General features: G+C 71.9%; 9 protein-coding genes and 1 riboswitch. Of the genes, 4 read left to right on the forward strand and 5 right to left on the reverse strand.

Annotated features, from left to right (window positions below):
* Positions 1–9 precede the first annotated feature (9 nt).
* The 4 genes from IE124_RS30530 to ribD are packed head-to-tail and all read right to left on the reverse strand — an operon-like array spanning position 10 to position 3,621.
* Positions 10–1,287: a bifunctional 3,4-dihydroxy-2-butanone-4-phosphate synthase/GTP cyclohydrolase II gene (locus tag IE124_RS30530; protein ID WP_189512612.1), complete on the reverse strand. Its 1,278-nt coding sequence runs from the start codon at positions 1,285–1,287 to the stop codon at positions 10–12.
* A complete protein-coding gene (locus IE124_RS30535) occupies positions 1,284–1,922 on the reverse strand; it encodes a nicotinamide mononucleotide transporter family protein (RefSeq protein WP_189512615.1) in 639 nt (212 codons plus the stop codon). Before IE124_RS30535 ends, IE124_RS30530 begins: the two co-directional genes overlap by 4 nt.
* Complete coding sequence (locus tag IE124_RS30540; RefSeq protein ID WP_189512618.1) at positions 1,919–2,527, reverse strand: riboflavin synthase; 609 nt, start codon at positions 2,525–2,527, stop codon at positions 1,919–1,921. The genes IE124_RS30535 and IE124_RS30540 overlap by 4 nt, the downstream gene beginning before the upstream one ends.
* Positions 2,528–2,529: 2 nt before the next feature.
* Positions 2,530–3,621 (reverse strand): bifunctional diaminohydroxyphosphoribosylaminopyrimidine deaminase/5-amino-6-(5-phosphoribosylamino)uracil reductase RibD, encoded by a 1,092-nt coding sequence (gene ribD / locus IE124_RS30545; protein ID WP_189512621.1) that lies wholly within the window; start codon positions 3,619–3,621, stop codon positions 2,530–2,532.
* 173 nt (positions 3,622–3,794) lie between these two features.
* Positions 3,795–3,924, reverse strand: a riboswitch (FMN riboswitch).
* Between the two features lie 276 nt (positions 3,925–4,200).
* Here ribD and IE124_RS30550 point away from each other — a divergent pair.
* Together IE124_RS30550 and IE124_RS30555 are read left to right on the forward strand one after the other, a co-directional pair.
* A complete protein-coding gene (locus tag IE124_RS30550; protein WP_189512624.1) occupies positions 4,201–6,582 on the forward strand; it encodes a chitinase C-terminal domain-containing protein in 2,382 nt (793 codons plus the stop codon).
* A 418-nt stretch (positions 6,583–7,000) separates the two neighbouring features.
* Positions 7,001–7,762 (forward strand): SDR family oxidoreductase, encoded by a 762-nt coding sequence (locus IE124_RS30555; protein ID WP_189512627.1) that lies wholly within the window; start codon positions 7,001–7,003, stop codon positions 7,760–7,762.
* Between the two features lie 64 nt (positions 7,763–7,826).
* On the opposite strand, the gene IE124_RS30560 is transcribed toward IE124_RS30555, so the two are convergent.
* Positions 7,827–8,969 (reverse strand): ROK family transcriptional regulator, encoded by a 1,143-nt coding sequence (locus IE124_RS30560; protein WP_189512630.1) that lies wholly within the window; start codon positions 8,967–8,969, stop codon positions 7,827–7,829.
* 125 nt (positions 8,970–9,094) lie between these two features.
* Between IE124_RS30560 and IE124_RS30565 the strand changes: the two genes are divergently transcribed.
* Together IE124_RS30565 and IE124_RS30570 are read left to right on the forward strand one after the other, a co-directional pair.
* Complete coding sequence (locus IE124_RS30565) at positions 9,095–10,318, forward strand: MFS transporter (RefSeq protein ID WP_189512633.1); 1,224 nt, start codon at positions 9,095–9,097, stop codon at positions 10,316–10,318.
* Positions 10,319–10,505: 187 nt separating this feature from the next.
* Positions 10,506–11,906: a uracil-xanthine permease family protein gene (locus IE124_RS30570; protein ID WP_189512636.1), complete on the forward strand. Its 1,401-nt coding sequence runs from the start codon at positions 10,506–10,508 to the stop codon at positions 11,904–11,906.
* Positions 11,907–11,933 lie beyond the last annotated feature (27 nt).

The following is an 11,933-nucleotide window of genomic DNA, read 5'->3' on the forward strand; positions in this document are numbered from 1 at the left end:
CGTACGTGATTACTGGTTGCCGCAGGTGGAGGCCGGGGAGCCGTCCAGCCAGGGCAGGTCGTGGCCCATCCGGTCCCGCTTGGTGCGCAGGTAGCGGAGGTTGTGCTCGCCGGCCGTGACGGGCATCGGCTCGCGGCCCTCGACGGTGAGGCCGTGCCGGGTGAGGGCGTCGATCTTGTCGGGGTTGTTGGTCATCAGGCGCAGGCTCCGGACGCCGAGGTCGGCGAGGATCTGCGCGCCGGCCGCGTAGTCCCGGGCGTCGGCGGGCAGGCCGAGTTCCAGGTTGGCGTCGAGGGTGTCGCGGCCCTGCTCCTGGAGCTCGTACGCGCGGAGCTTGGAGAGCAGGCCGATGCCGCGGCCCTCGTGGCCCCGGAGGTAGACGACGACGCCGCGGCCCGCCTCGGTGATCCGGTCCATGGAGGCCTGGAGCTGGGGGCCGCAGTCGCAGCGCAGCGAGTGGAAGATGTCGCCGGTCAGGCACTCGGAGTGGACGCGCACGAGGAGGTCCTCGCCGTCGCCGATCTCGCCGTGGACGAGGGCGACGTGCTCGACGCCGTCGACGGTGGAGCGGTAGCCGTACGCGGTGAAGTCGCCGTGTGCGGTGGGGAGCTGGACCTCGGCCTCGCGGCGGACGGTCGGCTCGGCGGAGCGCCGGTAGGCGATCAGGTCCTCGATGGAGATGATCGTGAGGCCGTGCTTGCGGGCGAAGGGCACCAGCTCGGGCAGGCGCAGCATGACGCCGTCCTCGCCGGCGATCTCGACGATCGCGCCGGCCGGGCGGAGGCCCGCGAGGCGGGCGAGGTCGACGGCGGCCTCGGTGTGGCCGTTGCGGACGAGGACGCCGCCGGCCTTGGCGCGCAGCGGGAAGATGTGGCCGGGGCGGACGAAGTCGGTCGGCTCGTGGCTGCCGCTCGCCAGCATGCGCAGGGTGGTGGCGCGGTCGGCGGCGGAGATGCCGGTGGTGACGCCGTGGGCGGGGGACGCGTCGACGGAGACGGTGAAGGCGGTCCGCATCGACTCGGTGTTGTGCTCGACCATCTGCGGGAGCTGGAGGCGCTCCAGCTCCTCGTCCTCCATGGGCGCGCAGATCAGTCCGCGGCACTCGCTCATCATGAAGGCGACGATCTCGGGGGTCGCCTTCTCGGCGGCGATGACGAGGTCGCCCTCGTTCTCGCGGTCCTCGTCGTCGACGACGACGACGGGGCGGCCGGCGGCGATGTCGCGGATGGCCTGCTCGACGGGGTCGAGGGCGAGGTCGGTGGCGTCCCAGAGGGGAATCGCGCTCATGCGTGGGCTCCTTCCAGGACTGTGGTGGCGCGGGAGCGCAGCCACCAGTCGCGCATGCCCCAGAGGACGAGTGCGCCGTAGATGATGTAGACGAAGCCGGAGAAGGCATAGCCGTTGGCGAAGTTCAGCGGGACGCCGACCAGGTCGACGAGGAGCCAGGCGAACCAGAACTCGACCATGCCGCGCGACTGGGCGTACATGGCGACGACGGTGCCGACGAAGATGTACGCGTCGGGCCACGGGTCCCAGGACAGGCTCGGGAAGGCGGTGAAGAGCATCGCGACGGCGACGGTGCCGAGGGCGGCTCCGCCGACCAGCAGGCCGCGCTCGCGCCAGGTGGCGAAGCGGACCGCGATGGAGCCGTCCTGGGCGTTCTGGCGGCCGCGGTTCCACTGCGCCCAGCCCCAGGCGGCGACGATCATGACGACGACCTGCTTGCCGGCGCTGCCCGCGAGGTGTCCGGCGGCGAAGGCGACGAAGAGGATGACGCCGGAGAGGAACTGGGCGGGCCAGGTCCATATGGACCGGCGCCAGCCGAGCGCCAGCGCGATCAGACCGATCGTGTTGCCGATCATGTCGGACCACTTGATGTGCTGGTCGAGGACGGTGAACGCCTCGGAGTTGAGCCAGTTCACTTGCCGTTCTCCTGGGCGTTCGGGCCGAGCAGCCGCTCGACGTACTTGGCGATGACGTCGACCTCGAGGTTGACCGGGTCGCCGCTCTGCTTGATGCCGAGCGTGGTCAGGGCGAGGGTGGTGGGGATGAGGCTGATGGTGAACCAGTCGTCGGCGACCTCGACGACGGTGAGGCTGACGCCGTCGACCGTGACCGAGCCCTTCTCGACGACGTAGCGGGAGAGGTGGGCGGGGAGGCCGACCTTGACGATCTCCCAGTGCTCGGACGGGGTCCGGTCGAGGATGGTGCCGGTGCCGTCGACGTGGCCCTGGACGATGTGGCCGCCGAGGCGGTCTCCGACGGCCATGGGCCGCTCCAGGTTGACGCGGGAGCCCGCTTCGAGGGCGCCGAGGCTGGACCGCTTGAGGGTCTCGGCCATGACGTCGGCGGTGAACTCGCCGTCGCCGTGCTCGACGACCGTGAGACAGACACCGTTGACGGCGATGGAGTCGCCGTGCTGGGCGCCTTCCGTGACCAGGGGGCCGCGCAGTCGGAAGCGGGAGGCGTCCTCCAGCTGCTCGACGGCGACGACCTCGCCCAGTTCTTCGACGATTCCGGTGAACACGGTCAGCGCTCCTTGGGGGTGGCGGTGATGCGGATGTCGGTGCCGATGCGCGCGGTCTCGATGACGTCGAGCCGCAACGCGTCGGTGATGGTGGTGATTCCGGCGTCGGCGAGGGCCTGCGGGCCCGCGCCGAGGAGGACCGGGGCGAGGTAGCCGACGACCTGGTCGACGGCGCCCGCGGCGACGAAGGCGCCCGCGAGGGTGGGGCCGCCTTCGAGGAGGACGGAGCGGACGCCGCGCTCGTGCAGGGCGTCCAGGAGGGCGGGTACGGACAGGCCGCGCCCGGCCCTGGGGAGGCGTACGACGTCGGGCAGGCCGGTCGCAGCGTTCTCGGCGTTCTCGGCGTTCTCGGCGATCGCGATCAGGGTGGGGGCCGCGTCGTCGAGGATCCGGGCGCCGGGCTTCACGGCGGTCGCCTCGGTGTCGACGACGACCCGCAGGGGCTGCACGGCCTCCTCGATCCCACGTACGGCCAGATGGGGGTCGTCGGCGCGGGCGGTGCCGGAGCCGACGACGACGGCGTCGGCCTCGGCGCGCAGCCGGTGGACGTCGGCGCGGGACTCCGGGGAGCTGATCCAGCGGGAGGTGCCGTCGGCGGCGGCGATGCGGCCGTCGAGGGTGGCGGCGTACTTCCACCGGACGAAGGGCCGGCCGTGGCGGACGGAGGTGAGCCAGGCGATGTTGCCCGCCCGGGCCTCGTCCTCCAGGAGGCCCTGCTCGACCTCCACGCCGGCGGCGCGCAGGGTGTCGGCACCGCCCGTGGCCTGCGGGTTCGGGTCGCCGACCGCGTACACGACCCGGCTGACCCCGGCCTCGATCAGCGCCTGGGCGCAGGGGCCGGTGCGGCCGGTGTGGTTGCAGGGTTCGAGGGTGACGTAGGCGGTGCCGCCGCGGGCCAGGACTCCGGCCTCGCGCAGGGCGTGGACCTCGGCGTGCGGGCCGCCGGCGCGCTGATGGAAGCCTTCGCCGACCAGGTGTCCGGAGGCGTCGGTGACGACGCACCCGACGACGGGGTTGGGGCTGGTGGCGCCGAGACCGCGTGCGGCGAGCTCGACGGCGCGTCGCATGGCGGTGATGTCGGCCTGCTGGGCCACCGGGTCCTCCTGCCTCTTCGGGCACGGACTCCGGGGCCTGTCGATGACGACAGAGAGCGGGTGGGACGCCTCGCACAGGGTGCGCCGAGGCCACGGCCCTCTGGGTACGCCGATCGGTGACGACACGGCGACCAGCGGACGTACGGCCGGCACACCCCTGGAAGGGTCACCCGCCGCGCACTGCCTCCCATCCGGACTTTCACCGTCGGTCCAGGAATTTCACCTGGTCAACCGGCCGCTGGCTGCGGACGGGTCGCGGACTATACCGCCGGTTCGGAATTACACCGACCCCGGAGTGCGCTGCTGCTGATACAGGGCCAGTGTGCCACGAGCCGCGCGAAGCGATGTGGCCGAGATCCTGTGGTCTGGCTCACAGAGTCCCACAGGATTCCTCTTTGGTCCAGACCTATTGACGCACTGGTCTAGTCCTCTTAATCTCCGTGTCACCTCCTAGGAACGGTCCGGCGGGGTGCGCACTCCACGGGCCCAACACGACCCACCCCCTTGTTCGTTGTGTTCCATCACTCCCCCCTACGCCCTGAGGGCGTGGGCGGACTCCGCCCCCAGGAGGAACCGATCGTGTTGTCCCCCACCGCGAAAAGAGCCTCGCTGCTCTCCTCCGGCGCGGCCGTCGCCGGGCTGCTGCTCAGTTCGCTCTCCGGCGGCGTCTCGTACGCGGCCGACAACGAGTCCTGTCGCCCCGACGGGCTCTACAAGACCCCGGGCGTCGACGTCCCGTACTGCTCGGTCTACGACACCGAGGGCCGCGAGAAGATGGGCGCGGACCACCAGCGCCGGGTCATCGGCTACTTCACCGGCTGGCGCGACGGCAAGAACGGCCAGCCCGCGTACCTGGCCAAGGACATCCCGTGGGAGAAGATCACCCACATCAACTACGCCTTCGGTCACATCGGCGGGGACAACAAGCTTTCCGTCGGCACGGACGGTCCGAACAACGCGGCCACCGGGATGACCTGGCCCGGCGTCGCCGGCGCGGAGATGGACCCCTCGTTCTCCTACAAGGGCCACTTCAACCTGCTCAACAAGTTCAAGAAGCAGCACCCGAACGTCAAGACGCTGATCTCGGTCGGCGGCTGGGCGGAGACCGGCGGCTACTTCGCGGACAACGGCGACCGGGTGAACTCCGGCGGCTTCTACTCGATGGCCACCAACGCCGACGGTTCGGTCAACCAGGCCGGGATCGACACCTTCGCCGCCTCGTCCGTCGACTTCATCCGCAAGTACGGCTTCAACGGCGTCGACATCGACTACGAATACCCGACGACCATGAAGGACGCCGGCAACCCGCTCGACTGGCAGCTCGCGAACGCGCGCCGCGCCGGACTCGTGCAGGGCTACGCGGCCCTCATGAAGTCCCTGCGCGAGAAGCTCGACGCGGCGGGCGCCGCCGACGGCAAGCACTACCTGCTGACCGTCGCCGCCCCCTCCTCCGGCTACCTGCTGCGCGGCATGGAGACCTTCCAGATGCAGAAGTATCTGGACTACGTCAACATCATGTCCTACGACCTGCACGGCGCCTGGAACGAGTACGTCGGTCCCAACGCCTCCCTCTTCGACGACGGCAAGGACGGCGAGCTCGCCGCCGCCAACGTCTACGGCTCGGCGCAGTACGGCAACATCGGCTACCTCAACACCGACTGGGCCTACCACTACTTCCGCGGCTCGATGCCGGCCGGCCGGATCAACATCGGCCTGCCCTACTACACCCGCGGCCACAAGAACGTGCAGGGCGGCACCGACGGTCTGTGGGGCAAGGCCTCCGCGACCACCTGCCCGGCCGGCGCCGGTCTGACCAAGTGCGGTGACGGCGCCACCGGCATCGACAACCTGTGGCACGACAAGGACACCAACGGTGTCGAGTCGCCCGCCGGCTCCAACCCGATGTGGCACGCCAAGAACCTCGAGAAGGGGATCGTCGGCGACTACGTCACCCAGTACGGCTTCCCGGCCAACACCACCCTGACCGGCACCTACGCCCGCAAGTACGACTCGACCCTGGTCGCGCCGTGGCTGTGGAACGCGCAGAAGAAGGTCTTCCTCTCCACCGAGGACGAGCAGTCGGTGGCCGCCAAGGCCGACTACGTGGTCGACAAGGGCATCGGCGGCACGATGGTCTGGGAGATGGCCGGCGACTACGCCTGGAACGCCACCAAGGGCCAGTACGAGATGGGCTCCACGCTCACCTCGCTGATGTACGACAAGTTCAAGGCGGCCACCCCGTACGGCGCCAAGAAGTCCAACGCGACGCTGCCGACCCAGGCCGTGAAGATCGACACCCAGTTCACCGAGTTCAAGCTGGGCGACTCGAACTACCCGATCACCCCGAAGATCAAGATCACCAACAACACGGCGACGGCGCTGCCGGGCGGCACCGAGTTCCAGTTCGACTACGGCACCTCTGCCCCGTCCAACGCCTCGGACCAGTCGGGCTTCGGCACCAAGGTCATCAGCAGCGACCACACGGGCTCCAACGTGGGCGGCCTGAAGGGCGACTTCCACCGCGTCTCCCTGAAGCTCCCGGCCTGGCAGTCGCTGGCCCCGGGCGCCTCGGTCGACCTGGCGTTCAACTACTACCTGCCGGTGTCCACCCCCTCCAACTGGACGGTGAACATCAACGGCACGACGTACGCCCTCGCCGGCGACCTGGCGCGCGGCACGACGGTCGTGGAGCCGGGTACGACGACCCCGCCCACCACCCCGCCGACCACGCCTCCCACCACTCCGCCGACGACCCCGCCGACCACTCCCCCGACCACGCCTCCGACGACGCCGCCCACGGGCTGCGGCACGGTCCCGGCGTACGTGGCCGGCACGATCTACAACGCGGGCAACGAGGTCTCCCACAACGGCCGCAAGTACAAGGCCCAGTGGTGGACCCAGAACGAGACGCCGGGCACGACCGGCGACTGGGGCGTCTGGAAGGACCTCGGCGCCTGCTGACCCCCTGCTGACCCAGTGCTGACGCAGCCCTGGGAAAAACCCGAAAGACCCCCGGCGGCGGATTCCCACGGCCCTTGCCGCCGCCGGGCCCCCACCGCGCCGCGCCCCCCTGTCCGGGGCGCGGCGCTCCGCGCGTGTGCGGACTGCCGCGTGTGCGGAGCGCTGTGTGGGCGGAGCGCTGTGTGGGCGGAGCGCTGTGTGTGCCGAGCGCCGCGTGTGCCGAGCGCCGCGTGTGCCGAGCGCCGCGTGTGCCGAGCGCCGCGTGTGCCGAGCGCCGCGTGTGCCGAGCGCCGCGTGTGCCGAGCGCCGCGTGTGCCGAGCGCCGTGTGGGCGGACCCCGCGACGACGGACCCGGCGTTCGCGCGCCGGGCGCCTCCCGCGTGTAGCGGACCGGGGCCGGGGCCGTCAGTCTGGAGAGATGAGCACGATCCTGGTGACCGGTGGCACGGGAACCCTCGGCCGCCCCGTCTGCGAGCGGCTGCGCGCGGACGGCCACGACGTACGGGTCCTCAGCAGGCACTCCCCGCCGTACGCGGTCGACCTGCGACAGGGCGGGCCGCTGCTCGACCGCGCGGTCGACGGGGTGGACGCGGTCGTCCACTGCAGCAACATCCTGCGCGGCGACCAGGACGCCACGCGGATCCTGCTCGAAGCGGCACGGCGGGCCGGGGTGCCGCACCTCCTGTACATCTCGATCGTCGGCGTCGACCGGGTGCCGCTCGGCTACTACCGCACCAAGTACACGGTGGAGCGCATGATCCAGGGCTCGGGCATCGGCTGGACGCTGCTGCGCACCACCCAGTTCCACGACCTGATCCTCCGGCTGTTCGAAGGCCTCGCCAAGCCGCCCGTGATGCTGCTGCCCAAGGAGGTACGGGACCAGCCCCTGGAGGTGACGGAGGCGGCCGCGCGCCTCGCCGGGCTGGCCGCGGGGCCGCCGGCGCACCGGGTGGAGGACATGGCCGGCCCGGAGATCCGTACCTTCGTCGAGCTGGCCCACTCCTACCTGCGGGCCAGCGGCCGCCGGCGCCGCATCGTCGAGGTGCCGCTGCCGGGCAGGGCGTACCGGGGGCTGCGGCGCGGCGAGCACCTGGCACCGGACCGCGCGGTCGGCCACGTGACGTTCGACGAGTTCCTGGCGCGGCGGTTCGGCGGGCCGGAGCGGCCGACGGGGGCGTAGCGGCCCATCAGGCCGGTCGGACCGTGACCCGTAGACATCTCGGCACGAATCCGCACGACTCCCCCTAGAGCCCCCTGGCCGGTGGCCCGAAGAGCGCGTCCTGGGCCGTGTCACGGGCGAGGAGGAGCGCGCCGCGCCGGACGGCCGCGTCGCCGAGCGCCGTCGGGCGGACCTCCGTGCGGAGCGGGGAGAGGGCCGCCAGCTCCGACTCGACGCGGGCCGCGAGCGCGGGGCCGCCCTGGTGCCCCGTCTCGCCCGCGAGGACCACGCAGCCCGGGTCCAGGACGGAGGCGATGGCCGCCGCGCCGACGGCCAGGCGGCGGGCGAGTGCGTCCAGGAAGGGGGCGTGGGCCGAGGCGAGTGCCTCGGACGGGGCGAGGCCGTGGGCGGCGGCCAGGGTCTCGACGGCGGCCGCGCAGGCCAGTTCGTGGAAGCCGCCGTCGCAGCCGGTGGCCGAGGGGAGCCCCGAGGTGCCGGGGACCGGCAGGAAGCCGATCTCGCCCGCGCCGCCGGAGGCCCCGCGGCGCAGCCGCCCGCCGAGCACGACGGCGGCGCCGACGCCCTGGCCGAGCCAGAGCAGGACGAAGTCCTCGCGGTCGTGCGCCGCGCCCTCGCGCAGTTCGGCGAGGGCGGCGAGGTTGGTCTCGTTCTCGACGAGGACGTGGGCGGGGAGCCGCTCCTGGAGGACGCCGACGAACCGCCGGTGCCAGGCGGGCAGTCCCGAGGAGTCGCGCAGCTCTCCGGTGGCCGGGTCGATGAGGCCGGGGGCGCCGACGGCCACGGTGTGCAGCCGGTCGGCGCCGGCCTCCTTCACGGTGCGCTCCAGGAGCGTGACCGCCTTCTCGACGGCCGATCCGGTGCCGCTGTCGTCACCGACGGGCACGGAGGCCTCGGCGAGGGTGGTCCCGAGCAGGTCTGCGACGGTGACGGAGACGGAGCTGGTGCGCACGTCGAGGGCGGCGAGGTGCGCCCGGTCGGCGACGAGTCCGTACAGCTTGGCGTTGGGGCCCCGGCGCTCGGCTCCGGACTCCCCCACGACATGGACGAGCCCGGAGCCCTGGAGACGCTCGACGAGGTCGGCGACCGTGGGGCGGGAGAGCCCGGTGAGGGTCTTGAGCTGAGTGGCCGTCAGCGGACCCTCGTCCTGGAGCAGTCGCAGGGCGAACCGGTCGTTGATGGCTCGTGCGGTGCTCGGGGATGCGGCCATGCGGCGATCCTCTCAGACGCGCTCCGGCACGGATGCCGTCCCGCGATCTATTTATCAGGCAGGGTTCCTGATAGTTTACGCGCCAGAGCACCGGCACAGCCCCACACACCACCCAGGGAGGGCACATGGCGGCGGAGACCGTCTTCAGCACCGAGCGTCTGCGGCGGGCGCGCTTCGCCGTCGCCGCGGTCTTCTGCGTCCACGGCGCGGTCACCGGCAGCTTCGCGACCCGCATCCCGTGGATCCAGGAGCACGCGGGCGTCAGCGCCGGACAGCTCGGGCTCGCGCTCGCCTTCCCCGCGCTCGGCGCCTCCCTCTCGATGCCGCTGGCCGGCGCCATCAGCCACCGCTTCGGCGCCCGCACGGCCCTGCGCGGCCTGCTCGCCCTGTGGACGCTCTCCCTGACGCTGCCCTCGCTGGCACCGAACGTGTGGGGGCTGTGCGGCGTGCTCTTCGTGTACGGCGCGACCGCGGGCATGTCCGACGTGGCGATGAACGCGCTCGGCGTCGAGACCGAGAACCGGCTCGGCAAGTCCATCATGTCGAGCCTGCACGGCATGTGGAGCGTGGGCGCGCTGCTCGGTTCGGCCGCCGGCACGGTCGCGGCCCACATCGGCGCCGACGCCCGCGTCCACCACCTGCTCGCTGCCCTGACCCTCACCGCGCTCGGCCTGGCCTGCTGCCAGGGCGTCCTGGACGTCCAGAGCTCCCCGGACGAGGAGGCACCGCCACGGTTCTCCCTGCCGCCGAAGTCCGCGCTGGTCATCGGCGCCATCGGCTTCTGCGCGGTCTTCGCGGAGGGCGCCAGCCTCGACTGGTCGGCCGTCTACCTCCAGGACGAGCTGGGCAGTTCGGCCGGGCTCGCGGCCGCTTCGACGACCGCCTTCGCGCTGACGATGGCCGTGGCCCGGCTGGTCGGCGACCGCGTCGTGGACCGCTTCGGCGCGGTCCGTACGGTACGGGTCGGGGGCGCCGTCGCCACCCTCGGCGGGCTCATGGTCGTCCTCGCCCCGCACGCCGCCGTCGCGATGGCCGGTTTCGGCCTCATCGGGCTCGGCGTCGCCGTCGTCGTCCCGCTCGCCTTCGCCGCGGCGGCCCGCAGCGGGCCGAACCCCAGCCAGGCCATCGCGGGCGTCGCCACCATCACGTACACCTCGGGTCTCATCGCCCCCTCGGCGATCGGCGGCATCGCCGACGCGACCTCGCTCCTCTTCTCCTTCGGCCTGGTCACCCTGCTGGCCCTGGGCCTGGTGCTCGGCGCGGGCGTGCTCCGGTCCGGCGCCCGCTCGGCGGCGGCCTCGACCCGCGCCGACGACGCCGCGGCGAAGAGCCCCGGCCCGGTCGCGTAACGGCGACCCGCGCAACGGCGACCGCGCCCCGGGTCCGTCCGGATGCGGACGGGCCCGGGGCGCAGGACGCGAGGCGGTTCCGAGACGCCGGACGCGAGGCGGTTCCGGCAGGTCGGGGCGCATAGCATGTGGCTGATCTTTTGCGGTCACGACACGGCCGCCGGAACCTCGGAACGGGAGCGACCTCATGAACCTCGGCGTGCGCTGGACCCTGCACGGCGACGGGAGAACACCTGCTCCCGGGGCCGTCGTCCGGCCGGACGAGCGGCTCTCCTGGCCCCGTACCGTCGGCCTCGGCGCCCAGCACGTCGTCGCCATGTTCGGGGCGTCCTTCGTCGCCCCGGTCCTCATGGGTCTGGACCCGAACCTCGCGATCATGATGTCCGGTGTCGCGACCGCGATCTTCCTCCTCGCGACCCGCGGCACCGTCCCGTCCTACCTGGGCTGCTCGCTCTCCTTCGTGGGCGTCGCCGCCGCCATCCGGGCCTCGGGCGGCACCAGCGCCACCGTGACCGGCGCGGTCCTCGTCGTCGGCGGGGTGCTCTTCCTCGCCGGTCTCGCGGTGCGGAAGTTCGGCGCGCGGATCATCCACGCGGCGATGCCGCCGATCGTGACCGGCGCCGTCGTCATGCTGATCGGCTTCAACCTGGCCCCGGTCACCGCGTCGACGTACTGGCCGCAGGACCAGTGGACGGCGCTGCTCGTCATGCTGTTCACCGGTCTGGCCGTGGTCTGTCTGCGCGGCTTCTGGTCCCGGATCGCGATCTTCCTCGGTCTGATCTTCGGCTACGCCATCTCCTGGATCTTCGACCTCGTCTTCGGCAGGATCCACTCGATGTCCCCGAGCGGCCAGGTCACCGACCACTGGCGACTCGACCTGTCCGGTGTGTCGCAGGCCGACTGGATCGGGCTCCCGTCCTTCCACGGACCGAGCTTCGAGTGGTCCGCCGTCCTGGTCGCGCTGCCCGTGGTCATCGCACTGATCGCCGAGAACGCCGGACACGTCAAGGCCGTCGGCGAGATGACCGGGGACAACCTGGACGACAAGCTCGGCACGGCCATCGCCGCCGACGGCGCCGCCTCGATGCTGTCGACCGCCGTGGGCGGCCCGCCGAACACCACGTACTCCGAGAACATCGGCGTCATGGCCGCCACCCGGGTCTACTCGACCGCCGCCTACTGGGCCGCGGCCGGCTTCGCGCTCCTCTTCGGCCTCTGCCCCAAGTTCGGCGCGATCGTCGCCGCCATCCCCGGCGGGGTCCTCGGCGGCATCACCGTGATCCTCTACGGCATGATCGGCCTGCTCGGCGCCCAGATCTGGATCAACGCCAAGGTCGACCTGCGCAACCCGCTCAACCTGGTCCCGGCCGCCGCCGGCATCATCATCGGCGTCGGCGGGGTGAAGCTCGCCTTCACCGACACCTTCGAGCTGGGCGGCATCGCGCTCGGCACGATCGTCGTCATCACCGGCTACCACGTGCTGCGGGCTTTCGCCCCGGCCCACCTGAAGGAGCAGGAACCCCTCCTGGACTCCGGCACGAGCTCGTACGAGAGCACCTCCGACGAGGATCCGCTGTCGAAGAGCTGACTGATTCGCCCGTTCTGGGGAAGCCGG

It is taken from the genome of Streptomyces narbonensis, assembly GCF_014649015.1.
Classification (GTDB): Bacteria; Actinomycetota; Actinomycetes; order Streptomycetales; family Streptomycetaceae; genus Streptomyces; species Streptomyces narbonensis.